Origin of the sequence: Brevibacillus sp. LEMMJ03 (assembly GCF_007197875.1) — a bacterium.
Lineage (GTDB): Bacteria > Bacillota > Bacilli > Brevibacillales > Brevibacillaceae > Brevibacillus > Brevibacillus thermoruber.
This window is the reverse complement of record NZ_VKJN01000011.1, coordinates 147,124-171,480: the sequence shown is the minus strand read 5'-3', so window position 1 is coordinate 171,480 and position 24,357 is coordinate 147,124. Positions and strand designations below refer to the sequence as shown.

The window sequence follows — 24,357 nt, the reverse complement described above, 5'->3', positions numbered from 1 at the left end:
CGACTTGCATGTATTAGGCACGCCGCCAGCGTTCGTCCTGAGCCAGGATCAAACTCTCCAATAAAGTTGAGTTGAATCATTAGCTTTAAGAAAAAGAATTGCTAGGCTCGTTCAACACTTTCGCTGTTCAGTTTTCAAGGAGCATTTTGCTTTTTCGTGATCAGCCGCCGCTCAGCAGCGCCGACCCTTCATACTATATCACGCTCTCTTTTCAAAATCAAGAGGAAATTTCTAAGAAGTTATCTTTTTTCATTCTCTTTGAAATTCCTCGGTTGAGAAGCGCAAGTTCCATCATACCAACGTGACCATCCAAAAAGCAAGCGCAAAAAAATGGAAGGCTTCCGAGCGAGCGGAGCCTCCCTACCGGCACAACCCGTCCACAAGAGACGGCAGTTCGCCGATCGTGCCAATCACCGCCTGCGGCAGCAATTCCGCGGGAAGCAGGGCAGCCCCCTGCCCTTCCGTTTGTGCCCCGCCTTCCCTTTTCCATTTCTCCAGGCAGATCTGACGCATCAGGTCGTGCCTGCTCCTGAGACGGGGATCGACCGCCCGCAATTCTTCGGGAAGGCCGCGGCAGACAAAGACGGAGAAGGCGCCGCAGCGATTGGCCAACTGCACGTCATGGTCGAGGCGGTCTCCGACATGGGCCACCACCTCTCCTCCGAGCGGACGGAGAATAGCCGGATCGGGCTTGCCCGCTCCCGCCCGCTCCGGCGTCACGACAGCCGCAAAATACTCCGCCAGTCCGAGCGCCTCCATGACGGGATCCTGATACTTGTAAAACCCGTTGGTGACGGCGGCCAGAGCGTAGCCTTTCGCCTGCAGGGCGGCCAGCACGGCCGGCACCTCCGCCTCCAGCAGCCGGATTTTGGGCGGAACGGCATGCTTTTGCACGATCGCGGCAATCTCCACACTTTCTCTGATCCCCAGGCGTCCGAGCAGTTCCGCCAGCATCCCGTCCCAGTCGTACGCTTCCACATACCGCCCCTGCCGCAACCGCCTTTCATGCTCCCCCACCAATTCAGCCACGATGTCATAGGGCCGGCCCAGCCAGCCGGCGACGGCAGCCGCAATTTCCGGAAACACCCATCCGCCAAACGGATTTTGCATCAGCGTTCCGTCGAGGTCAAACGTAATCCAGCGTTTCTTACTCATTTGATCGCCCCCGAAGTCAAGCCTTCAATAAACTGTTTGGACGCGAACAGGAACGCCACGATCATCGGCAGGGAAGAAAGGGTCAGGCTGGCGAACAGCAGGTTCCACTCCGTATCGTATTCCCCGAACAGGGTCAATACGCCCAGCGGAATCGTGCTCAGCTCCTCGCTTTTGAGAAAAATCAGCGGATAGAAAAAATCGTTCCAGACGCCGATCAAATGCACGATGCCCACCGTTGCCAGCGGCGGCTTCATCAGCGGCAGAATGATCTTCCAGTACACCTGGAATCCGTTGCAGCCGTCCAGCCGCGCCGACTGGTCCAACTCCGCCGGGAGCGTCTTGAAAAACCCGTAAAAGACAAACACGGCAAAGGGAATGCCGCCGGCCACGTACAGAATCACCAGGGACGTCAGCGTATCCAGCAGCTTCAACTGCAGCATGATCATATACAGCGGGAGAATGGCCAGCTTCATGGGAAGCATCAAGCCCAGCATAAAGAAAAACAACACGTACGGATTCCAGCGAAACGGATAGCGGGACAGGTAGAAAGCGGCCAGCGACGAGAGAAACAGGATCAACAAGACAGACAGCCCGCTCACGTAGACACTGTTCCATACATATGCGCCAAAGTTCACCTTCTCCCACACCAGCTTGTAGTTTTCCAAGGAAAGCGAAGCGGGCAGGCCGAGCGGCGACGTGAGGATCTCCAGATTGGTTTTGAACGACGACGCGATCATCAGAAAGACGGGATACAGCGCCAAAAAGGAAAAAACCAGCAGCACCAGATACTTCGCAAACTGTCCGAGCCTTGCCGTCATGGTCGTCCTCCTACAGTTCGTATTCCTTGCGCTTGAAGAAGAAGAGCAGCACCGCCGTCGCGCTGGAAATCATCAGGAACAGCACGACAGCCAACGCCGACCCCAGCCCGATGGACTCGCCCCCCTCCACCGACCCGAAGGCCAACCGGTAGAAGTACGTGGCCAGCACGTCCGTGGAATAGTAGGGTCCGCCTTGCGAACCCTGCATGGCAAAGATCAGCTCAAACGTCTCGAACGAGCCGATGAACGTCAAAATCGTCATCACCATGACCGACGGCATCGCCAGCGGCAGGGTAATGCGCAGCAGCATGGTCAGCCCGGAGGCCCCGTCCATTTTGGCGGCATCGTAGATTTCCGCCGGGATGGCCTGCAGCCCGGCCAGGAAGATCAGCACGGCAAACCCGAGGCCGTACCAACTGTTGACGAGGATGATCGCGTAGAGGGCTGTGTCCGGATCCCCCAGCCAGGGGCGGGCCCACTCTTCCAGTCCGACATGCTTCAAAAATGTGTTCAGCGCGCCGTACGTCGGGTTCAGAATCAGGCTGAACAGGAAGCCGACGACGATCACCGACAGCAGCTTGGGCAGGAAAAAGACCGTTTTGAAAAACTCCTTGCCGCGAATCCTGCTGTTGATCATAAGCGCGAGCAGGAACGCAACCGCCAGTTTGGCGACGAGCGTACCCGCAAAAAAGATGACGTTGTGGCCGAACCCGCGGAAAAACATCTCCTTGAACGGCGATTCGGTAAACAGGCGCACGAAATTGTCCAGACCGATAAACGCGCCCCGCTTCAATCCGTCCCAGGCGTAAAAGCTGTTCAGAAACGCGGAGAAGATGGGATACACCTGAAACCACACGTAAACGACCAAGGCCGGCAGCAGGAACAGGTGAACCAGGTGCTTGCTCCCGTTCACGCCCCGACGCGGAGAGGCCTGCCGCTTCACCTCGCTCGATTTCTCCAACACTGCCATGGGTGAACACCTCCCGAAAAACAGGGTACAGCCAAGCGATCCGGCCTGACTGTACCTCTGCCTGTTTTGTTTTCATCCGGTGCGCCGCTACTTCTTCGGCGCGAACCACTTGTCGGCGGATGCCTGGGTCGCCTCCGCCACCTGTTCGACGGTGAGCTTGTTGATGTACATACCCTGCAGCGAATCCTCAAACGCGGTTTTCGTGGTCGGCGTGCCCTCCCCGAAATGAACGAGCATCAGGAACGGCACCATGCTGGTTTCGCTGAGCTGCGTCATCTTTTGCACCAGCGGATGCTTGGGGGTCACGCCGGGAATGGGGCTGACGCGGTTCAGTTCGTCGCTGAACAGTTGGCCAAACTCCCTCGACGCGAGGAACTCCATGAACAGCTTCGCCTCTTCCGGATGCCTGGACGCCTTGACTACACCGTAGGAGCCGTCCACCCAGTTGACGATCGGGGTGTCGCCGCCTTTCTCTTTGGCCAGGGACGGGATCACGTCCAGAGGCATGTCGGGGTTTTGCTTTTCAAACGTTTCCAGCCGGTAGCTGCCGTTGATGTACATGGCCGCTTTGCCCGTGTAGAACAGCGCCTGCGCGTCCTTGTCGTCGATTCCCACAAAATCGGGCGGGAAAAATGGTGCCAGTTCCTGCATCTTTTTGATCGAATCGAGAAACGCCGGATCTTTGAAGGTGGTCTCGCCCTTCACCATCTTGTCCACGAAGTCGCCGCCGCCGTACGCGCTGATGCCAATGACGCTGTGCGTGATGGAGAGCAGATAGGCCGCTTTGCCGGACTGCGCGATCGGAATGATTCCCTTTTGCTGGAGTGCGCGACACACCTGGAGAAATTCGTCCCAGGTTTGCGGAGGCTGCAGGCCGTTGTCGGCAAACAGCTTTTTGTTGTAAAAGATGACAGCGGAGTTGATCGACAGCGGGACCCCGTACACCTTGTGGTCGCTGCCCCGGGCTGCGTCCAGGTACGGCTGCGGAATCTCCTGGATCCCTTTGAGGTCGTCCAGCGGCAGCAGATACCCGGCGTCGGCCATCGCGCGGGTGCCCGCATACGGACGAAGCTGCACGATGTCCGGTCCGGTTCCGGAGGTGAGGGAGTTGGTCAGGATGGTGTTGTACTCGGTCGATTTGAACGGTTTAAACTTCACCTTGATCCCAGGATGCCGCTTTTCAAACTCGGCAATGAACGCGGCGTACGCGTCCTTGTCTTCCGGCCGCCAACTGTACATGACCAGTTCCACCGTCTCCCCTTTTGCCGGTTCAGCTCCCGGCTGAGCGTTCCCGCTTGACTGATCGCCCGCAGTCGACGACGGACTGCCGCTGCAAGCAGCCAGGACGAACACCAGACATGCACAAAACAGCCAGACTCCTGCTCGTTTCATTGTGAATCGCCTCCTTGTCCATTTTTTCGCTTGTCTCTCTGTCAGCTTATTCCTGAAGTATTATTTTACATTTTATTTTGAAAATATGAAATATTTTTTCAGTAAAATATTTATACTATTCAGAAAAATAAACTGGTAAAACAACCAACCCAGGCATGCTTTCTCATAAAAAAAGAGAGACAGACCTACTGTCTGCCTCTCTTTCCGAATCGGTAATCCGATTCTTACATCATGCCCATGCCGCCCATGTCCGGCATGCCGTTGCCCGCTTTGGACTCTTCCGGTTTGTCAGCCACAACGGCTTCCGTAGTCAGGAACATAGCCGCTACGGATGCAGCGTTGGACAGAGCGGAACGGGTAACTTTCGCAGCGTCCACGATACCTGCTTCGATCATGTTTACCCATTCTTCGGTAGCAGCGTTGAAGCCGATGCCAACCGGTTCTTTTTTCAGGCGCTCCACGATGACGGAGCCTTCCAGACCTGCGTTCGCAGCGATTTGACGAACCGGCTCTTCCAGTGCGCGCAGCACGATTTGCACGCCCACTGCTTCTTCGCCCTCGGCAACCACTTTCTCAACCGCTTTGATCGCGTTGACGAGCGTGGTACCGCCGCCAGGAACGATACCCTCTTCCACTGCAGCGCGAGTGGAGTTGAGCGCGTCCTCGATGCGCAGTTTTTTCTCTTTCAGTTCGGTTTCGGTAGCCGCACCGACTTTGATCACTGCTACGCCGCCAGCCAGTTTTGCCAGGCGCTCTTGCAGTTTTTCACGGTCGAAGTCGGACGTGGTGTCTTCGATTTGTTGACGGATTTGAGCAACGCGGCTTTCGATTGCAGCCTTGTCGCCTGCACCTTCCACAATCGTGGTGGTTTCTTTGGTAACAACAACTTTACCAGCGCGGCCCAGTTGCTGCAGTTTGGTGGATTTCAGTTCCAGACCCAGTTCTTCGGTGATCACTTCACCGCCGGTCAGGATGGCGATGTCTTGCAGCATAGCTTTGCGGCGGTCGCCGAAGCCAGGTGCCTTAACGGCAACAGCAGTGAAGGTACCGCGCAGCTTGTTGACCACGAGGGTAGCCAGCGCTTCGCCTTCCACGTCTTCCGCGATGATCAGGAGCGGTTTGCCGCTTTGTACCACTTGCTCCAGCACCGGCAGGATCTCTTGGATGTTGGAGATCTTCTTGTCGGTGATCAGGATGTACGGCTCTTTCAGAACCGCTTCCATCTTGTCGGTGTCGGTGATCATGTACGGGGAAGCGTAGCCGCGGTCGAACTGCATACCTTCAACAACTTCCAGCTCGGTCGTGAAGCCTTTGGACTCTTCGACGGTGATAACGCCGTCTTTGCCCACTTTTTCCATTGCTTCAGCGATCAGTTCGCCCACTTCTTTGCTGTCAGCGGAAATGGACGCAACTTGCGCGATAGCCGCTTTGCTTTCCACCGGTTTCGCGATGGACTTGATTTCTTCCACGGCAGCGCGTACCGCTTTTTCCATACCGCGACGAACAACCATCGGGTTGGCGCCGGCGGTTACGTTTTTCAGACCTTCGCGGATCATCGCATAAGCCAGAACGGTAGCGGTGGTCGTACCGTCACCTGCGATGTCGTTGGTTTTGGTCGCAACTTCTTTTACGAGCTGCGCACCCATATTTTCATAAGCGTCTTCCAGCTCGATCTCCTTCGCGATGGTCACACCGTCGTTGGTGATCAGCGGAGAGCCGAATTTTTTCTCCAGAACCACGTTGCGGCCTTTCGGGCCGAGGGTTACTTTCACGGCGTTAGCCAGTGTTTCCACCCCGCGAAGCATCGCGCGGCGTGCGTCTTCAGAGAACTTGATTTGTTTTGCCATCTCAAACTCAACCTCCTGCGTTATGTGTTTTCCGTACGTTCCTTATGTGAAAAGCCTTAGCCGATGATCGCGAGGATATCGGATTCGCGGAGCACGAGGTATTCTTTGTTGTCCACTTTTACTTCGGTGCCGGCGTATTTGGAGAAGATCACCTTGTCGCCTTCCTTCACTTCCAGCGCGATGCGCTCGCCGTTGTCGGAAACACGACCGGAACCGACTGCGATAACGCGTCCTTCTTGCGGTTTCTCCTTCGCAGTGTCAGGGAGAACGATACCGCTTGCGGTCGTCTCTTCTTTGGAGATTGGTTCGATTACCACACGGTCACCCAATGGCTTCAGCACAAAAAACACCCTCCTTAAAATGTAGGTTCATGAAGATTTTTGTTGTTAGCACTCGATCGAGGGGAGTGCTAACACCCACTACCTATAATAATGAATCCCTATGTACTTTGCAAGTGGTTTCCCTCACTTTTTTCCAAATGGCCCGCTCTCTTTCCCCTCTCATTTTGGCGGTTTTTTTCTTCTGCGTTTGCTAGATTTTCGGTTCTACCAGACCGGCTTGTTCATATAGATAAACCATGGAATCAGACAAGCCATCCAAGGAGGGAACCTGCATGCGCAAATGGATCTGGATTGGCGTGTTCGCCCTCTCCGTCGCGGGCATCGGCCATTTTCTCACCGCGGGCGATTCGTCCGCCATCCGCGTCAACGTTCAGCCGACCACGCTATATTGGGACGGCAAGGCCATGACGGGCAGTGATCCGTCCGGGTATTTTTACGACGGCACCCGCCACCTTCCCGCCGCGCTGGAATACAAGGGAACCACCTATGTTCCCCTGTCCCTGATCGGCCGCCATCTGAACAAGCCAACAGGCAGGGACGAGGCTAGCCATTCCGCCTGGCTGGGACAAGAGCCTGGGGCGGCAACAAAACGCCCTTCGCCCCAGCAGGCGGGTCCTGCCGCGGTCCAACTTCCGCCCGCCCGGTCAGCGGCAGCGGCGGCGGCACCTGTTTCAGCCGCGACCGCACGTCCCGCTCCGAACGCTCCCTACAGCCTGTTCGGCATTTCCCTCGGCATGCCGGCCGAGCAGGTGATCCGTGTGCTCGGAAAGCCGGCGCGTCAGGAGCCAAGCGGTCTGGGGTACCAGTGGTGGATCTACAACCGCGATCCGGCCCGTTACCTCCAGGTGGGCATCAGCTACGGCAAGGTGGTGGACGTCTACTCCAACGCGCCCCAGGCCAAGACGGGCGATGCCGCCATCGGCACCAGCCTGCCGGCTCTGGTCCGCCACTACGACATCGGCCATACCGTCTCGTTTTCCTACATGAACGCCCAGGTGCAGATCACCAACCAAAAATACCAGCGGCCGCTGGCAATCGTCGACGGTATTCCCCACATCTTTTACCTGGACAAGCAGAACGGCGACAAAGTGACAGCCATCCGCCTGATTGACACGCTGATGCTGCTGCGCGGCGGCTTTTACGAAACCAAGTGGACGTATCAGGGCGAGGCCCCCGATTTCGATCCCCCTCCGTTGAGCGTAAAAGAGCGGGAGCAGGTGAACGCCGCGATGGAGCGTCAGGTGCTCGACCTGGTCAACGTCGTCCGCTACCGCTACAAGCTGCCCCCGCTTTCCTGGAGCGAACAGGCCGCCCGCGTCGCGCGGCAGCACAGCCTGGACATGGAGAGCCACGGCTTTTTCGACCACGTCTCCGCCACCACCGGCCTGAATCCGTTCGAGCGGCTGCAGCAGGCGGGGATCGCCTACAGCATGGCGGGAGAAAACATCGCCGCCGGGTACCCGGACGCCATCGAAGCCCACGAGAGCTGGATGAACAGCCCCGGCCACCGCAAAAACGTGCTGGAAAAAGGATTCGCCCAACTGGGTGTGGGCGTGGCGACCGACTACTACACCCAGACGTTTCTCACGCTCAAACAATAAGGGCGGGAACTGTCCCGTCCCGTTGGCCCCTTTCGCCTAGTCCTGGCCCGTGGGTAAGCCGCGCCTTCAGTCCCGCAGGCGGACCAGCCTTTTCAGCCCACCCACCTCGCCGCCAAACTCGACGACCAGGGTCTCGTACTCCTTGGTGTGCAAAATCATCCAGGGGCGGCGGCTGCCCGCCTTGGGCATGACGACAAAGATCTCGGCGATGGCCGCGTCGATCTTCGATGGCCGGTGAACCAACTGCCTCGGCGGCACCAGCGGGATTTTGACGATCATCGCGTGTTCCAGCGGCGGGTTCAGCTCCTGCACCCGCCCGCTTACACTGTTCAGGAGGGCCTGGGCTTCCGTCTGAAACGCCTCCGTGTTGTCAAAGGTGTCCACCACCCGCTCCTCGTCCGTGTCAAACAGCTCTACCTGCTCGGCCGCTTCCGCTTTGGCCGCTCCCGTTTGCAGCGGAGAGACCAGCAGGGCCAGACAGAGAATCAGCCACATGGATGTACGCACCTCCCGTTTTTTTCCCGTAGTAGTATGCCCGGCCGCATCCAAAAGTAGAAGAAAAAAGTCCCCCACCGCTTCCGGCAGGGGACTTCGCACGCATCAGCGAACCGCTTCGTCCGCTTCCCATCCGTATTCTTTTTCCCAGTCCTCGTCCTCTTTCAGTTGTTTGCGGTAGACGATCCGCGACAGCCAGATGCTCAGCTCGTAGAGGAGCAGGAGCGGGATCGTCACCAGGATGTCGCTGACAATCTCGGGCGGCGTCAGCGTAATCCCCACCACCGCCAGCCCGAAGTAGGCAAAGCGGCGAACCTTCGCCAGCCGCATCGGGTTGAGGATGCGCAGCCGGGTCAGGAACATGACGACAATGGGCAGTTGAAACAGCAGCCCGAACGGAATCACCATGTTCACCAGGAAACCGAAGTACTCGGCAATCCCGTAGTTCGGCTTGACGTCCATCCCCATCGAGATACCGCTGACGAACTGCATCACCATCGGAAACACCACATAGTAGCCAAACAGGATGCCGACGACGAACAGCACGCACGCGGCCGGGATGAACATCAGCGTCACGCGCCGCTCGTTGGCGCGAAGCCCCGGCGAGACGAACCGCCAGGTCTGATACAGCGCAAACGGCAGCGTCACCACCACTCCGACCAAAAAGGCGAACTGCATGTACACCCGCAGCGCGTCGGAAGGGTGCAGGGAGACGAGCGGGACTCCCTCGGTGATCGGCTTTTCCTTCAGATATTCGATAAGAGGGCCGGCGACAAAAAAACCGGCAATCAATGCAGCAACAAATACAACCAGCACCCAGATAATCCGCCTGCGCAGCTCGGTCAGGTGCTCCACCACGGTCATTTCGCGATCGTCCGACATGTCCACCACCTGACCCGGTTACGCCTTGGGCTGTCCGCTTTCGGCCTGCAGCCGCTCCTGCTCCAGCTTTTCCCGAATCTCCTTTTCCAGGCGTTCGCGCTCCAGCCGCTCGCGAATTTCCCGCTCCAGCTTCTCGCGGTCAAACGCGTCCTTTTCGGTAATCACGGCCTTGGCGGGCTGTTCCTTCAACTTGGCCTCGTCTTCGTCATCGTCGTCCTTGGTCAGGCCGCGGGTGGCGTTTTTAAACTCCTTCAGCGTGTGACCCACCGCGCGTCCCAGCTCCGGCAGCTTCTTGGGGCCAAACAGCACCAGGGCGAGAAGCAGAATCAAGATCAACCCAGGAATCCCAATCGAACTCATCCACGTTCACTCCTTTTCTCCTGTCATCCAACAGTGTTGCCAGCTAGCACTTGCGCAATCCTCCGTATCCCAACCGGGTCATGTCCGACTCGACGATCCGCTCGCCGGCCAGGATCCGGGGCAAAAACACGTCAAACGAGGTAAACGGCTCGTGCATCACCGCTCCGGGCAGGCCCAGAATCGGCACGTCGCCCTTGTAGGCCACCATCAGCATGGAGCCGGGCAGCATCGGCGTGCCGTAACGGACCACCTCCGCTCCAACGCCGGCAATCGCCCCCGGCGTGCGGTCGTCCGGGTCGACCGACATCCCGCCGGTCACCAGCACCAGATCGACGCCCTCCTCCAGAAAGCGGGTGATCTCCCGTTCGATCATTTCCTTGTCGTCGGGAGCAAAGCGCTGCTCCGTCACGCGGGAACCGAGCGCCTCCACCTTGGCCCGGATGACGGGTCCGAACTTGTCGGCAATCCGCCCGGAATACACTTCACCGCCAGTGGTGACCAATCCCACTTTCTTCTCGAGAAACGGCTTCACCTGCACGATCGGACCGCTGAAACCCTTCGCCAGCTCTTCCAGGCGGACGATTTGCGCCTCCTCCATGATTAGCGGAATGATCCGCGTGGCCGCCACCGTCTGCCCGGGCTGCACCACCTGGTCGCTGTAGATGGTGGACAGGGCGATGCCTTCCAGCGCGTTGATCGCGTGGACGGCTTCTTCGTTGATCTTCGCCAGACCCAGCCGGGTCGCCTTCATCGACACCTTGCCCTCGTAAGGCTCGGTCAGCGTCAGTCCGTCCCCGGACACCGCCCGGGCAATCCGCGTGCCCGCGTCGTCCTCGTGAATGTACCCCTCCGGCATCTCCAGCACGTAGATGTGCTCCTTGCCGATGGAGAGCAGCGGCTCGATGTCCGCTTCGGTGATGACATGCCCTTTTTTGAACAGGCGTCCTTTAAACTTTCCGGGCAAAATCTGCGTCATGTCGTGGGGAAGCATCATGCCTACCGCTTCCCGCACAGGCACTTCCTTCAGCTTCGGTTTCTCTACCAACCCAATCCTCCCCAATCTTCGCTGGCCTCTCCCGTTCCCTGCAAAATGTGCAAGGCGTCGGACAGCATGTCTCCGATTGCGTTGAAGCAGATTTCCACGCCTCTGGGATTGCCCGGGAGGTTGATGATCAAGGCGTTACCGCGCGTACCCGCGACAGCGCGGGTCAGCATCGCGCGGCGGGACTGCTGCAATCCGGCCCGACGCATTTCCTCGGCCAGACCCGGCACCGGCCTGTCCATCACCCACGCCGTCACTTCCGGGGTGACGTCGCGGGGACTCAACCCCGTGCCGCCGGTGACGATCAACAAATCGCACTTCTCCCGGTCCACCAGCTCGATCATGTGCTCTTTCAGCTCCTCCATGTCGTCCGAGACGGCGCGGTAAATTGCCACGTCCGCCTGCAGCCACTCACGGGTCAGCTTGCGGATGATCGGGATTCGATCGTCCACCCGGTCTCCTTTTGCGATGGAATCGCTTGCCGAAATGACGCCAATTTTCCAGTTGCTCACAGCCTATTCCTCCATTTGCCCTTGCTTTTGTATTGTACACTGTTTTGTTCCCGCTGTAGATAGCGCGGGAGGAAAAGACGCAATCCTGACACAAAACGGCCGCGGACCGGCGCCCACTCAGCGCAGACCGGCCGCTCCGGTCTCCAGCACGCCCGCTTCCGTCACGAGGTAATCGAGGCGGACGTCATGCGGCTCCACCGGCACGGACGGCACCACCTGAAAATGGTAGCCGCACCCGATCAGCATCGGCTTACGGTCCAGCGCGGCGAGAAACCGGTCGTAGAATCCGCCGCCGTAGCCCATCCGTCCCCCCTGCCGGTCAAATGCCACACCCGGCACCAGCACCGCGTCCAGCGCCGCCAGATCGGCCTCCTCCGCTTTCGCCGGATCCGGCTCCATAATCCCGTACGCCCCGGGCCGCAGCATGTCCGGTCCGGTATAGCGGTAGGGAATCAACCGGCGCTCCGCCACGAGGGTCAGGGGCAGCCATACCTCCTGTCCCCTTTGACGGGCGCTGTCCAGAAACGGTACGATGTCCAGCTCCTCTCGCATCGGATGGAAGGCCATCACGGTCCGGCACGCCGCCAGTTTGGCAAAGGACAGCAAATGACGGCACGCCTCCCGGGAGCGATCCGCCCGTTCTCCGGCAGGCAGCGCCGCCCGCTCGGCCAGCATCTGCCGGCGAAACGCCTGCTTCACCTTGACCTGTTCCATTCCCAACGATCCCCTCCCTTTTTTCGGCGCCTGCGCACGGGAGGCGCGAGGGTTGTCCCCGGCGCTCTCTCTACGCTACACTTGTCTGATAGGGCAGCTTGCGACGGCACCCGCGAACACGGGAAGCGCCGCCCGCCCGCTTGCGGTACAGGTATGTAAAAGAGGTGACATGCAATGATTTTGCTTCAAGCTGAACATATACACAAAACGTACGGGGTTGAGACTATTTTACAGGACATCTCCCTGCAAATACAAACCGGAGAACGGGTCGGACTGGTCGGCGTAAACGGCGCCGGCAAATCGACGCTGATGAAAATCCTCGCCGGTCAGCTCAGCTATGACAGCGGAACCGTCCGCATTCCCAAGGACGTCACCGTCGGCTACCTGGCTCAGGACAGCGGCCTGGAATCGGAGCGGACCATCTGGGACGAGATGCTCTCCGTATTCAGCGACCTGCAGGAGGAAGAGCGGGAACTGCGGAAGCTGGAGGCACTGATGGGCGACCCCGCCGTGCTGGCTGACGAGAAGCGCTATCAGCAGATTCTCGAGGATTACGCCCGCCGTTCCGAGGCGTTCAAGGAGCGGGGCGGCTACGCCTACGAAGCGGCCATTCGCGGCGTCCTGCACGGGCTGCGCTTTGCCGACATGGACAGCCAGACCCCGATCAAAACGCTGAGCGGCGGGCAGAAGACCCGCCTCGCCCTGGCCAAGCTGCTGCTTCAGGCCCCCAGCGTCCTGCTTCTGGACGAGCCGACCAACTACCTGGACATCGAGACGCTCACCTGGCTGGAAACCTACCTGCAAAACTACCAGGGGGCCATCCTCGTCGTCTCCCACGACCGCTACTTTCTGGACAAGCTGGTGACCGTCGTCTACGAGATCGAGCGCACCCGCGCCACCCGGTACGTGGGCAACTACAGCCGCTTCCTGGAACAAAAGGCGGCGCGGCTGGAGCAGGAAATGAAACGCTACGAGAAGCAGCAGGAGGAGATTGCCCGGCTGGAGGACTTCATCGCCCGCAACATCGCCCGGGCGACCACAACCAAACGGGCGCAGAGCCGGCGCAAGACGCTGGAAAAGATGGAGCGGCTGGAGAAGCCGGTCATGCAGAACAAATCGGTACATTTCTCGTTTGAGATCGCCAAGATGAGCGGCAACGTCGTGATGAAGGCAGCCGACCTGAGCATCGGCTATCCGAACGCCGCCCTCTCCCGCCACCTGACGTTTGAGATCGAGCGGGAAGAGCGTGTCGCCCTGGTCGGCCCCAACGGCATCGGCAAATCGACGCTGCTGAAGACGATCGTGCAAAAGCTCCCCGCCCTCTCCGGCAGCATCCAGTTCGGCAGCAACGTGACGATCGGCTACTACGACCAGGAGCACCGCGATCTCAACGAGCAGAACACCGTGTTGAACGAGATCTGGGACGAGTACCCGCAGATGCCGGAAAAGGACGTCCGCACCCTCTTGGGCAACTTTCTGTTCAGCGGTGACGACGTGCAGAAGCGCATCTGCGAGCTGTCCGGCGGCGAACGGGCGCGGGTCTCGCTGGCCAAGCTGATGCTGAAGCAGGCCAACTTCCTGATTTTCGACGAGCCGACCAACCACCTGGACATCTACAGCAAGGAAGTGCTGGAAAACGCGCTGTACGATTACCCGGGCACGATTCTGTTCGTCTCCCACGACCGCTACTTCCTGAACAAGATCGCCACCCGCGTGCTGGAGCTTTCCCCCGATGGGGTGACCAGCTATCTCGGCAACTACGACTACTATGTGGAGAAAAAACAGGAGTTGGCCGAACTGGCGGCCGAACAGCAGGCACCCTCCGGCAAAAAGCAGGGAACAGCGGCCGCCTCCCAGCCGGAAAAATCCTCGTACGAGCTGGACAAAGAGGCAAAACGGCGCGAGCGTCAGCGCCAGCGCCGTCTGGAGGAGATCGAGGCAACCATTCAGCAGCGGGAAGCGGATATCCGCAAATGGGAGGAAGAGCTGTGCCTGCCCGAGGTATACAGCGACCACGTGCAGGCCAAGGAGCGCAACGACCTGATCGAGCAGGCGAAGGCGGAGCTGGAGCGGCTCTACGAGGAATGGAGCGAACTCTCCGAGGCGTGAGTCCCCGCCGGCGTTTCCCTCCGGCGGCGAACAGGCGGCACCGGAGCAAGGCGGCAGCGAACAGGCTGCGGAACAGGCTGCGCCGGGGCCAACCGTCCGGCTGCGGCGACGTCAGCCGGTCACGACGTGGAGCAGCGCTGCTCCTCCGACTCTCCCAGCGCCGCGTACAAGGCCGGCACAACCAGAAAGACGATGCAGGTCGCAGCGGTGATGATCCCGGAATCGTTGAGCAAAAGGCCGGCCAGGGAGCCGGCGATCACCCCCGAAAACCCCTTGACCAGATACGGATAATCGCGGGCCAAATGGCGCAGGTAGCGATCGTTGCAGAGAGCCAGCAGGCCGAGGACGACCAGGGAGACGGCAAACACCTTGCTCCACACCGACACGCGGATGAGCCGCAGGTTCATCTCCAGTTTGCGCTGCACGATCCGGGCCACTTCCGTCCAATCCCCCGAGACGATCTGCTGCGCCGCCCGGCCAATGTGAGTGGGCGGCTGAACGGACAGCAAACTGGCCCCCGCCAACACGACCGCACCCGCCAGGACGCCTCCTGCCAACAGCAGGAGGCCTTTTTTTCCGAATCGCCACCCCTGCATCCGGACAAACGCCACGGAAAACCCGACCAGACCGGCCAGGAACCCGCCGGCGTCAGCCCCCAACCCGGGAGACGCCATGTAATACAGGACGAGGCTGAACAGGCCGCTCCCGACGGTCACGGACAGCGGATCGGCTCCTCCCTCCGCCGCCTCCCGCCTGTCCCGCCGCCACTGGCAGAGCGCGGCCGCAAACAGGATGGCGCTGCCGATCAGCACCCCCTCGTATTCGTTGCCCAACCCGTAAAAACGGGCGCCAATCACCGGATCGTACCCCAGATAGGAACGGCGCATCGCCGGATTGCCGAACATGCCGTCCGCCAGCAGCGCCAGCGCGGTCACCCCCGCCACAATAGCCAATCCGGCCGGCAGCGAGCGCCCCTGTTCCAGCAGCATGCCGCCCGCCATCGCAGCGGTGATGACCGCTCCCAGGACAACCGCTGGCGGCACCTTCCAGCCGACCAGCCCCTCCGCCAGAAACAGCAGGGGAAACCAGAGCATCGAAAGCAGCGCCAGCCGGACAATGCGGCGCGCCAGGTTCAGCCTCTCGCCGCCTGTTCGCCTTCCCCACAGCCACAAGAGCGAAGCCGCTCCCAGGATCACGATCTGCAGCATTACGTACGTGTACAGCACGGAAGAACGGTTGGCGTAAATATGGTGAATCCGATCCACTTCGCGCAGCAGATCGGAGAAGCGCTTTTCCGCCGACAGACGCAGCAGGTGGCCGGACAGCCCCTCCGGCGGCGGCACGCGCAGCCATGACAGGACAGTGGGCAGCACATCCAGACCGCTGACCACCCCCGCCTGTCTGGTCGTCGCCGAGGTGAGCACCCCCGCCGCTCCTCCCCGCCACAACAGGATCGGCGTCAGCAGCGCCTTCTCCTTTTGGGCCTGAACATTCGGTGCGGGCGACAGCAGCATCACCAACTGCTCCGGCCTGCGCTCCCGCAGCACCCGATCCAAAAAGGCGCCCAGGTCGGCCAGCACCTGTTCGTACTGGCGGGCGAACCGGTCCGGGTCCATGTCGTCCGCCATTTGATAGAGGCGGGCCAGGTCGGACAGCTGCACCGCAATCAGCCCGGAGGTGCGGTCCGCGCGAATCCGGGCGGCGAAGTAGTCGTAGCGGGTGCGCACGCCGTACGGGTAGCCGTCCTTTTGCTCCGAGACAGCGGCGGAGAGATCGCCCCGGGGGACGCGCCCCCGCTCATCCATGGCAAAGAGTACGGCGTGCCGCTGACGCACGTCGTCGTAATCGCCGCTGCCATAACTGGCAGCGGGAATGCCGCGGCGGGCGAGCGTTTCGCCCAGCAGGCCGATCCGGGCGGTGTACGGCTTGTCCCGGTTTTCCGCGTGCAGGCGATAAATGCCGGGAAACACGACCCGGAAGCGTGCCACGTCTGCCCCGTCCGGCGGACTGAGCTGCCGGGCGCGCTCGCCTGCCGTCTCCCCGGAAGAGAGTGGTTCCTCCGGGTGATACGCCGTTCCGCTGCGCTCCGTGTACACGGCCGGTCCGCCGCTGCCGAGCAGCAGGTAGCCATTGGCGGCCGTCCGCGCCCCCGGTGTACGGATGGAGAGCGCGCCCGCCTCCGCCTGCTCCAGCCACGTATCCACATGTGGATAGCCGCGCAGGCGGTCCAGCTCCCGAAACGACAGCCCCTCCACGAACAGCGCCACCACCTGCCTGCCCGCCGGATGGTCGGCTCCGGTTGTGCGCACCGGTTTTTCCGCCGTCACAGTGGAACCAACAGCGACTGCGGCGGCAGCCGCTTCCGGATTCGCGACAGACGCCAGCAGCAGGCATGCCGCGAGCACCTGCAACCCTTTTGTTCTCACCAGGCTCCCTCCTCTGTTGATAACACCGATACTTTTATCCACAAATTCCACAGGAAAATCCACAGGAAAATGTCGATTTTCCCGGCAATTCTTCGTGTTATCACCAGTATTCACAGGAGCCGGCGAACGCATCCAGCGGAAATTATCCAGAGTCTGTGGATAAAGGTGTGAAATGCGAGCGCGCTCTCTTCCACTCAGCCTCTGCCAGGCAAAAAGGCGGCGTTTTCAGCCTTTTGCGCAAAAAAAGAGACCCATACCTGGGTCACCATGAGGAGATGGAGAGAAGATGAGTGTTCATGTAATAAATTCTAACATGAAAATTCGTAAAGTCAACAATTTTTCGGAAAAATTCGCAAATGAATGTCAGGAAACATGACATATCGCTTGCCTCCCCACACCGAGATGGCGTCTCTCTGAAAAAAAGAGCCCGCGGAGTGACATCCGCAAGCCCTTTTCATCACGATAGGGGGAGGCCGGGCACGCCGTTCAGGTCAAGTCCGGCAAACTGGCCTTTTTGGTAGTGGATGTACCCGGCGGCGGCGATCATCGCGGCGTTGTCGGTACAGAGCGACAGCGGCGGGATGACCAGGGCAACGCCCTCCGCCTCGCAGCGCTGCTGCAGGCGTTCACGCAGCCCGCGGTTGGCGGCCACGCCGCCGGCCAGCAGCACCTGCCGGGCGCCGTATTCCCTGGCTGCCCGGATCGTTTTTTCCACCAGCACCTCGGTCACCGAATCCTGAAAACTGGCCGCCAGGTCGGCGGGATCGATCGTCTCGCCCCGCTGCGAAGCGTTGTGCAGCGTATTGAGCACCGCCGACTTCAGCCCGCTGAAGCTGAAATCATAGGAGTCCGGCTCCAGCCAGGCGCGCGGCAGCGGCACGCGCGGCTCTCCTTCGCGGGCCAGTCGGTCGATGTGCGGTCCGCCCGGATAGGGCAGCTTCAGCGCCCGCGCCACTTTGTCGTACGCTTCGCCGGCGGCGTCGTCCCGGGTTTCTCCCAGGATCTCGTACTCGCCGTGCGCTTTCATCAAGACCAGCTCGGTGTGGCCGCCTGAGACGACCAGCGCCACCAGTGGAAACCGCATCTCCTCCACCAGCCGGTTGGCGTAGATGTGGCCGGCGATGTGATGAACGCCGATCAGGGGGATGCCGCGGGCAAAGGATATGGCCTTGGCCGCCGCCACGCCCACCAGCAGCGCGCCTACCAGACCGGGGCCGTAGGTGACCGCGATGGCATGGATGTCGTCCAGCGTCCGGCCTGCCCGGGTCAAGGCCTCCTCGATCGTCAGCGTGATGTTTTCCACATGACGGCGGGAGGCTACCTCCGGGACCACGCCGCCGAAGCGCTTGTGTATGTCCGCCTGCGAGGCGATCACGTTGGAAAGCACGACGCGGCCGTCCTGCACCACGGCAGCCGACGTCTCGTCGCAGCTCGTCTCGATCCCCAAGATGTACGTTGGTTCTCCCGATTCGTTGTGCGCCCGGTATGCCTGCCGCACGCGTTCCTCGTAGCGGGAAGGTTCTCTTCTGTTCATTGCAGTGTCACCCACATTATGATCGCGTCTTCGTTATTGTCCGAATAGTACTGTTTGCGCAGCCCCCGCTCCTCGAAGCCCAGTTTGGCGTACAGGCGGCGGGCCACGGTGTTGGACGGGCGGACTTCCAGCGTCATGCTCTTCGCTCCATACGCCACGGCCACTTCCATCATTTTGCGCATCAGCCGCTCCCCGATCTTTTTCCCCCGCCAGTCGGGGTGCACGGCTACGTTGGTAATGTGCGCCTCGTCCAGCACCACCCACATCCCGCAGTAGGCGATCACCTTGTTCTCCCGGTTCACGACAACAACGTAGCGTGCGTTGGGGTTTCTCGTCAGCTCGTTGACAAACGCGTCAGGCGGCCAGGGCGTGGTAAACGACAGCCGCTCCAGTTCAGCGACCGCGTGTACGTCGGCCAGCGTCATAAAGCGAAATCCTACCGCTTCTTGTTGCTCCATGCCTCTACTCCTTTTGGGAACCCTCCTGATTTTGGGCCAGCCACTTTGCTTCCGCTTCCGCCAACTGCAGATACTCGGGCACCAGGTCGTGCGCCGATCCGGCGTTTTCGATCTCGCCCAGTGCCAGAAGGCCGATATGGGCCGCCCGCGGATGGTTGTGCGAAGCCGGAGCAAACCGGGCTTGATCTCCCAGCACCGCCGCAATCGTCTCCCGATGCAGGCGGACGTCTTCGCCCAGGAACAGGATCGGTTCCCCTGCGGCCTGTTCGCGCAGCAGCGGCAGCCAGTCGGAGAGCAGGATGATGCGTTCGGCCAACTGAACCGAGACTGCCTCCATTCCTGCCGTCCGGTACGCTCCGCTGTAAACTTGTCCCCGCCGCGCGTCAAACAAGGGAACGATCAGCCCCGGAAAGCCCAGCGCGTTCTGCGCCACCGCCTGCAGGCTGGAGACGCCGACCACGGGCAGGTTCAGTGCCCAGGCGATGCTTTTGGCCGTGGCGACGCCGATGCGGACACCCGTATACGATCCGGGCCCTTTTGCCACGCCGATGCCGGAAAGCTGTTCCGGCCGCGTGTCCGTCTCGTCCAGCAGCCGGGAGACGCAGTCCATCAGGCGGACGGAGTGGTTTTTTTGCTGGTTGGTGGTCACTTCCGCCAGCACCCGTCCCTCCTCCACCACGGCTACGCTCAACACCAGGTTGGACGTGTCAATCGCCAGTACGCGCATCACCATCAAACTCCTCGCACAAAGTCACATACCGCTCCCCCTGCGGCACAAGTTCGATACGGCGGGTGTCCGCCCCCTCGTTTCGCAGGATGACCGTCAGCCGCTCCTGCGGCAGCACATCCTCGATCAGGGAAGCCCACTCGACCACGCAGACTCCATCACCGAAAAAATACTCGTCCAGGCCGAGCGAATCCACATCGTCTCCCACCCGGTAGACATCCATGTGATAAAGCGGCAGCCGTCCCTGATACTCTTTTATGATGGTAAACGTCGGACTGTTCACCACCTGCCGCACGCCCAGACCGCGGGCCAGCCCCTGGGTAAATGTCGTCTTGCCCGCGCCCAGGTCGCCCTCCAGCGCCAGAAAGTCGCCCGGCCGCAGCCGTTCGGCCAGACGCTCGGCAAAGCGCTGGGTGTCCCCGACTCCGGACAGCGTCCACCTGTATGTCATCCCTGTCATCCTCTCTTGTCAGTCGGCTTGTGCAAAATGATTGTAGCCCGCTTTTGCCAGCGGACCGCATACGCCGTCGCGGCACAGCGTGACGGACGGTCCGCCCTCTTCCACGCGGCCGATGACGGTGAAGGAAATGCCCGATTGGGCACATCGCCGCGCAAGCGTCTCCGCGCCCGCCGGGTCCACCGTGCCCACCAACTGATAGTCTTCGCCTCCGTACAGCGCCCAGTCCAGCGGGTCCCTGCCCGCCTGTGCGGCGTACGCCCGGGTCGCTTCGTGCACCGGCACCTGCGCGGCGTCCACCACCAGTCTCACGCCGCTCGCTTCGGCGATCTCCCACAGCTCGGAGGCAAGCCCGTCGCTGATGTCGTTCAGCGCCCCCGCCGAACCGGACGCGAGCAGCAGGCGTCCCGCCTCAATCTGCGCCGCGGGCCGCTGGTGGCAGGCGACCAGCACGGACCACTCGGACGGCACCCGCGCCCCCGCGTCTCTGGTCTGCAGCAGCAGGTGAAGTCCTGCGGCCGACCCTCCCAGATGACCGGTCACAAACACGAGCTGCCCCGGCCGCGCACCCGAGCGGCGAAGCGCCCGCCCCTTTTCCACTTCCCCCAATACGGTCACGGAAAGGTGCAGGGCGTCGGGCGCCGCCACCGTGTCCCCGCCGATCACCCGGACACCGTACGCCGCGCACGCCTCGTAAATCCCGTCGTAGATCTCCCGGCATTCCGCCGCCGTCCAGCGCGGCGGTACGGCGATGCTGACCAGGGCAAAGCGGGCGATCCCGCCCATCGCCGCCACGTCGCTGATATTGCTGATGACCGCCTTGTAGCCGATATCGCTCGGCTTCATCGTCTCCCGCAGAAAATGGACGGTTTCCACCATGGCGTCACAGCAGGCGACCACCTCCATGCCCGGGGAGGGGGAAAAGACGGCGGCATCGTCGCCGATCCCCACTGAAAGCCCGTTTCCTTCCTGGCCGGCCGAGCGGCTCGTCCACTGGCGGATGAGCGAAAATTCGTCGTGCGCCACCGCGAACGCTCCTTTTTCCACATAGTGCATTCATTATACCGTTGCCGTACAAAGGCGCGCAAGGAAGCGGGCTTCCACTGACGAGCCCCGCTGTCTCCTGCGCTTCCCCCGCCGGCAGTCAGCCGCCGTCCGCCGGCGCCAGCTCCCTGAGCGACAGCTTTCCCCGGCAGCGGCCGCAGCGGTATCGGGCCGGGTTCATCTTTCGCTTGCGCTTGTAGCGCATGCCGCACGCCCGGCAGACCAGCTCGTACCGGTAGGGCAGCCGGGTCCGGCCGCCGCTTACCTCCCGGCAGTACCGGCTGCCGCCCACCTGTTTCAACAGCTCGCGAAACTCCCGGTCGGCGTGCCGATACCCCCGTTTTTCCAGGTGCAGGTGGTAGTGGCACAGCTCGTGTTTGATGATCCCGATCAGTTCCGCTTCCCCGTGCTCTTCCAGGTGGCGGGGGTTCAATTCGATATCGTGTGATTGGAGCAGGTACCGCCCGCCTGTCGTGCGCAGCCGCCGGTTAAAGCGGGCGCGGTGGCGGAACGGTTTGCCAAAAAACTCCTCCGATATGGCTTCCACCAGCGTCTGCAATTCCTGATCCGTCATGGTTTCCTCCCCGTCCTCCCGCCTGTCCCCCGACCTTTCCCGCACATATTGAAAAGTGGCGGATGAATAGGCTACACTTGTTGGGAAAGACACGTAGAATGGTGGAGGACTTATGCGTTATCTGATTTTGCAGGAACAAACCGGGCTGCGCTTTGTCGCCATGCCCGAATCCCATATGTACCAACTGGTCGCATTGCTCAAACGGCTGCACAAGGAGATCGGCAAGCTGACCATCGCAGACCGTCCGGAACTGCCCGTCATCGTCGCCGAGTGCACCGGGCTGGAACTGCTGAGCGACGCCTGCCCGGTCGAAGAGGGCCTCGCCTACGTCAGCCGCCTGGAGCGCCGTTTTGCCGCTCTTCAGGAGAGCGAGTATCCGCTCGTCTCCCTGCTCACGGAAATCCGCGCCCTGCAGGCGCAGCTTGAGTTTTTGAACGAAGAGGAATAAGCTTCGCAAAGAAACAGGTACCTCCGGCGCGTCTTCGGCATACATTGCCAATAGACGATTGACGCCAGGAGGTACTCTCATGCCACAGTGGATGCGCAGGCAGCTGCAGCGTGCCTTCTTCGGGAAGGACTTGCGGCAGATTCGCCTGTTGAACAGTTGCTGGTTTCTATATTGGGAAAAACACGGCGGCCGCCTGGAGTAAGAGGAGGCCGCTTTTTTTGTGGGCGGCCTCCCTTGGCCCGGACGGAGGAGTCCGGGCTCTTTTGTCACTCCTCGGGGGCAATCATCGTCAAGCCGACGCGCTGCCGCTTTTCATCGATCTCCACTACCCAGACGTCGACGATGTCGCCCACCGTCACCACGTCCAACGGGTGTTTGACAAAGCCTTTGCGCATCCGGGAGATGTGGACAAGTCCGTCGTTTTTCAGCCCGATGTCCACAAACGCTCCGAAGTCCACCACGTTGCGTACCGTGCCCTGCAGCTTCATCCCCACGGACAGGTCGGAGAGCTGGAGGACGTCGCTGCGCAGCAGGGGCTTGGGCAGTTCGTCCCGCGGGTCACGTCCGGGGCGCAGCAGGCTGTCGACGATATCCGCAAGCGTCGGTTCGCCGATCTCCAATTGCCGCGCCGTCTCGGCCAGATCCAGCGCCTGCAGCCGTTCGCGGCAGGTCTGGCTGCCGATCTCTTCGGGGGTGATTCCGATGATCGCCAGCAGCTTGTGCACCGCCGTGTAGGATTCGGGGTGGATCGGCGTTTTGTCCAGCGGATTGGCGCCGTCCATGATCCGCAAAAAGCCGATGCACTGTTCGTACGTCTTGGCCCCGAGACGAGGCACGTCTTTCAACTGCGAGCGGTCGGTGAACTTTCCGATTTCCTCCCGCTTCTTCACGATGTTGCCGGCCACCTGGCGGCTGATGCCGGAGACGTACTGCAGCAGGGAGGGGGAAGCGGTATTTACGTCCACCCCGACGTGGTTGACCGCCGACTCCACGACGAACTGCAGGCTCTCTGCCAGGCGGGACTGGGAGACGTCGTGCTGGTATTGGCCCACGCCGATTGATTTGGGATCGATCTTGACCAGTTCGGCCAGCGGGTCCTGCAGCCGGCGGGCGATCGAGACGGCGCTGCGCTCGGCCACGTCCAGCTCGGGGAATTCTTCCTTGGCCAGTTCCGAAGCGGAGTAGACGGAAGCGCCCGCCTCGTTGACGATGATGTAAAACACGCTCTGCTTCAGATCCTTCAGGACCCCGGCGATGAACTGCTCCGTCTCCCGCGAGGCGGTTCCGTTGCCGATGGCGACGACGTGCACGCCGTATTTCTCGATCAGCGCCTTTACCTTGGCCGCCGCTTCCGCCACCTTGTTGGCGGGCGGCGTCGGGTAGATGACGGCCACATCCAGCAGTTTGCCGGTCTCGTCCACCACGGCCAGCTTGCAGCCGGTCCGGTAGGCCGGGTCCACGCCCAGCACCACTTTGCCTTTCAGCGGCGGCTGCAGCAAGAGGTTGCGGAGGTTTTCCGCGAAAATGTGAATCGCCCTCTTTTCCGCCGTCTCCGTCAGCTCGGCCCGCACTTCCCGCTCGATCGACGGAGCGATCAGGCGCTTGTAGCTGTCTTCCACCGCCGCTTCCAACCAGGGGCGGGCCACCGTCTCCCGGGCGACGACGCGTTTTTTCAGATAGGCGAGGATTTCCTCCACCGGCGCCTCGACCGCGACCTTCAGGATGCCTTCGTTCTCGCCCCGGTTGATCGCCAGCACGCGGTGGGGGACCACCTTTTTCAGCGGCTCGCTGAAGGCGTAGTACATCTGGTAGACGTTTTTCCCGTCCGCTTCCTCCGCCTTTTGCTCCGTCACCAGCGTCCCTTTCTGGAACGTCCGCTGCCGGATCCACTGCCGAATCTCTGCGTCGTCCGAGATCTGTTCGGCCACGATGTCCACCGCTCCCTGCAGCGCCTGCTCCGCCGACTCCACTCCCTTTTCGGGGTCGACGTACGCTGCCGCCTCCGCTGCCGGATCACCCGCCGCAGGCAGGCTCAACAGGTACACGGCCAGCGGCTCCAGGCCCTTTTCCTTGGCCATCGTGGCCCGGGTCCGCCGCTTCTGCCGGTACGGCCGGTACAAATCCTCCACTTCCTGCAGCTTGACGGCGCGCTCGATGGCCGCCTTCAACTCGTCGGTCAGCTTGCCCTGCTCCTCGATCAGCCGGATTACCTCTTCCTTGCGCACGGACAGGTTGCGCAAATAACGAACGCGCTCGTCGATGGCGCGAATCTGGGTTTCGTCCAGCTCCCCGGTCATTTCCTTGCGGTACCGGGCGATAAACGGCACTGTATTGCCTTCGTCCAGCAAGGTGATCGTGCGCTCCACCTGATGCGGCTTGACGCCCGTCTCCTGCGCGATCGTCTGGATCATCAACGTTCGGTCCATTCCGTACCTCCTGCACTCGTCCTAC

Annotated in this window: 24 protein-coding genes and 1 rRNA gene; 4 read left to right on the top strand and 21 right to left on the bottom strand. The window is 61.0% G+C overall.

From position 1 onward, the window contains the following. The 7 genes from FOI68_RS15525 to groES all read right to left on the bottom strand — a co-directional run. A 16S ribosomal RNA gene (locus FOI68_RS15525) occupies positions 1-64 on the bottom strand; the annotation flags it as partial. A gap of 296 nt (positions 65-360) precedes the next feature. Then, positions 361-1,155: an HAD family hydrolase gene (locus FOI68_RS15520; RefSeq protein WP_143863688.1), complete on the bottom strand. Its 795-nt coding sequence runs from the start codon at positions 1,153-1,155 to the stop codon at positions 361-363. After that, positions 1,152-1,973 (bottom strand): carbohydrate ABC transporter permease, encoded by an 822-nt coding sequence (locus FOI68_RS15515; RefSeq protein ID WP_044899829.1) that lies wholly within the window; start codon positions 1,971-1,973, stop codon positions 1,152-1,154. Before FOI68_RS15515 ends, FOI68_RS15520 begins: the two co-directional genes overlap by 4 nt. Before the next feature lie 10 nt (positions 1,974-1,983). Continuing rightward, positions 1,984-2,943 (bottom strand): carbohydrate ABC transporter permease, encoded by a 960-nt coding sequence (locus FOI68_RS15510; RefSeq protein WP_143863687.1) that lies wholly within the window; start codon positions 2,941-2,943, stop codon positions 1,984-1,986. A gap of 87 nt (positions 2,944-3,030) precedes the next feature. Beyond that, on the bottom strand, positions 3,031-4,335 hold the full coding sequence (locus tag FOI68_RS15505) for an ABC transporter substrate-binding protein (protein ID WP_143863686.1): 1,305 nt from the start codon (positions 4,333-4,335) through the stop codon (positions 3,031-3,033). A gap of 224 nt (positions 4,336-4,559) precedes the next feature. Beyond that, positions 4,560-6,182, bottom strand: coding sequence for a chaperonin GroEL (gene groL, locus FOI68_RS15500; RefSeq protein ID WP_029101026.1), 1,623 nt, complete (start codon positions 6,180-6,182; stop codon positions 4,560-4,562). A 56-nt stretch (positions 6,183-6,238) separates the two neighbouring features. Next, on the bottom strand, positions 6,239-6,523 hold the full coding sequence (groES, locus tag FOI68_RS15495) for a co-chaperone GroES (RefSeq protein WP_029101025.1): 285 nt from the start codon (positions 6,521-6,523) through the stop codon (positions 6,239-6,241). A 272-nt stretch (positions 6,524-6,795) separates the two neighbouring features. On the opposite strand from groES, the gene FOI68_RS15490 reads away from it, so the two are divergent. Continuing rightward, positions 6,796-8,124 carry a CAP domain-containing protein gene (locus tag FOI68_RS15490; RefSeq protein WP_143863685.1) on the top strand — a complete coding sequence of 443 codons (1,329 nt, stop codon included), beginning with the start codon at positions 6,796-6,798 and terminating at the stop codon, positions 8,122-8,124. Between the two features lie 66 nt (positions 8,125-8,190). On the opposite strand, the gene FOI68_RS15485 is transcribed toward FOI68_RS15490, so the two are convergent. The 6 genes from FOI68_RS15485 to FOI68_RS15460 form a co-directional block, all read right to left on the bottom strand. Then, positions 8,191-8,619 carry a hypothetical protein gene (locus FOI68_RS15485; RefSeq protein WP_143863684.1) on the bottom strand — a complete coding sequence of 143 codons (429 nt, stop codon included), beginning with the start codon at positions 8,617-8,619 and terminating at the stop codon, positions 8,191-8,193. 105 nt (positions 8,620-8,724) lie between these two features. Beyond that, positions 8,725-9,501, bottom strand: coding sequence for a twin-arginine translocase subunit TatC (tatC, locus tag FOI68_RS15480; protein WP_143863683.1), 777 nt, complete (start codon positions 9,499-9,501; stop codon positions 8,725-8,727). A gap of 18 nt (positions 9,502-9,519) precedes the next feature. Beyond that, on the bottom strand, positions 9,520-9,861 hold the full coding sequence (gene tatA, locus FOI68_RS15475) for a twin-arginine translocase TatA/TatE family subunit (RefSeq protein WP_029101021.1): 342 nt from the start codon (positions 9,859-9,861) through the stop codon (positions 9,520-9,522). Positions 9,862-9,904: 43 nt separating this feature from the next. Next, positions 9,905-10,906, bottom strand: a complete 1,002-nt coding sequence (locus tag FOI68_RS15470; protein ID WP_143863682.1) for a molybdopterin-binding protein — start codon at positions 10,904-10,906, stop codon at positions 9,905-9,907. After that, complete coding sequence (locus tag FOI68_RS15465) at positions 10,900-11,415, bottom strand: MogA/MoaB family molybdenum cofactor biosynthesis protein (protein ID WP_029101019.1); 516 nt, start codon at positions 11,413-11,415, stop codon at positions 10,900-10,902. The genes FOI68_RS15470 and FOI68_RS15465 overlap by 7 nt, the downstream gene beginning before the upstream one ends. A 117-nt stretch (positions 11,416-11,532) precedes the next feature. Beyond that, positions 11,533-12,129, bottom strand: a complete 597-nt coding sequence (locus FOI68_RS15460) for a 5-formyltetrahydrofolate cyclo-ligase (protein ID WP_143863681.1) — start codon at positions 12,127-12,129, stop codon at positions 11,533-11,535. A gap of 174 nt (positions 12,130-12,303) precedes the next feature. Here FOI68_RS15460 and FOI68_RS15455 point away from each other — a divergent pair, with 174 nt between their 5' ends. Beyond that, on the top strand, positions 12,304-14,238 hold the full coding sequence (locus FOI68_RS15455) for an ABC-F family ATP-binding cassette domain-containing protein (protein WP_143863680.1): 1,935 nt from the start codon (positions 12,304-12,306) through the stop codon (positions 14,236-14,238). Positions 14,239-14,357: 119 nt separating this feature from the next. Here FOI68_RS15455 and FOI68_RS15450 read toward each other — a convergent pair whose 3' ends face one another. The 7 genes from FOI68_RS15450 to FOI68_RS15420 form a co-directional block, all read right to left on the bottom strand. Further along, positions 14,358-16,664, bottom strand: coding sequence for a hypothetical protein (locus tag FOI68_RS15450; protein ID WP_143863679.1), 2,307 nt, complete (start codon positions 16,662-16,664; stop codon positions 14,358-14,360). A 457-nt stretch (positions 16,665-17,121) separates the two neighbouring features. Next, positions 17,122-18,198, bottom strand: a complete 1,077-nt coding sequence (tsaD, locus tag FOI68_RS15445; RefSeq protein WP_044899699.1) for a tRNA (adenosine(37)-N6)-threonylcarbamoyltransferase complex transferase subunit TsaD — start codon at positions 18,196-18,198, stop codon at positions 17,122-17,124. Beyond that, positions 18,195-18,656: a ribosomal protein S18-alanine N-acetyltransferase gene (gene rimI, locus FOI68_RS15440; protein ID WP_143863678.1), complete on the bottom strand. Its 462-nt coding sequence runs from the start codon at positions 18,654-18,656 to the stop codon at positions 18,195-18,197. The genes tsaD and rimI overlap by 4 nt, the downstream gene beginning before the upstream one ends. Before the next feature lie 4 nt (positions 18,657-18,660). Next, a complete protein-coding gene (tsaB, locus tag FOI68_RS15435; protein ID WP_029101014.1) occupies positions 18,661-19,383 on the bottom strand; it encodes a tRNA (adenosine(37)-N6)-threonylcarbamoyltransferase complex dimerization subunit type 1 TsaB in 723 nt (240 codons plus the stop codon). Further along, entirely contained in the window at positions 19,364-19,834 is a 471-nt protein-coding gene (gene tsaE, locus FOI68_RS15430) for a tRNA (adenosine(37)-N6)-threonylcarbamoyltransferase complex ATPase subunit type 1 TsaE (protein WP_029101013.1), read from the bottom strand. The genes tsaB and tsaE overlap by 20 nt, the downstream gene beginning before the upstream one ends. Before the next feature lie 18 nt (positions 19,835-19,852). Beyond that, positions 19,853-20,866, bottom strand: coding sequence for a thiamine-phosphate kinase (thiL, locus tag FOI68_RS15425; RefSeq protein WP_029101012.1), 1,014 nt, complete (start codon positions 20,864-20,866; stop codon positions 19,853-19,855). A gap of 118 nt (positions 20,867-20,984) precedes the next feature. Further along, positions 20,985-21,458, bottom strand: coding sequence for a SprT family protein (locus FOI68_RS15420; protein WP_029101011.1), 474 nt, complete (start codon positions 21,456-21,458; stop codon positions 20,985-20,987). 112 nt (positions 21,459-21,570) lie between these two features. Between FOI68_RS15420 and FOI68_RS15415 the strand changes: the two genes are divergently transcribed. Both FOI68_RS15415 and cmpA read left to right on the top strand, forming a co-directional pair. Next, positions 21,571-21,906, top strand: coding sequence for a hypothetical protein (locus FOI68_RS15415; protein WP_035299237.1), 336 nt, complete (start codon positions 21,571-21,573; stop codon positions 21,904-21,906). A gap of 79 nt (positions 21,907-21,985) precedes the next feature. Next, positions 21,986-22,108 (top strand): cortex morphogenetic protein CmpA, encoded by a 123-nt coding sequence (gene cmpA, locus FOI68_RS15410; RefSeq protein ID WP_141669808.1) that lies wholly within the window; start codon positions 21,986-21,988, stop codon positions 22,106-22,108. A 64-nt stretch (positions 22,109-22,172) separates the two neighbouring features. On the opposite strand, the gene FOI68_RS15405 is transcribed toward cmpA, so the two are convergent. Then, positions 22,173-24,332 (bottom strand): Tex family protein, encoded by a 2,160-nt coding sequence (locus FOI68_RS15405; protein ID WP_143863677.1) that lies wholly within the window; start codon positions 24,330-24,332, stop codon positions 22,173-22,175. Between the last annotated feature and the right edge of the window lie 25 nt (positions 24,333-24,357).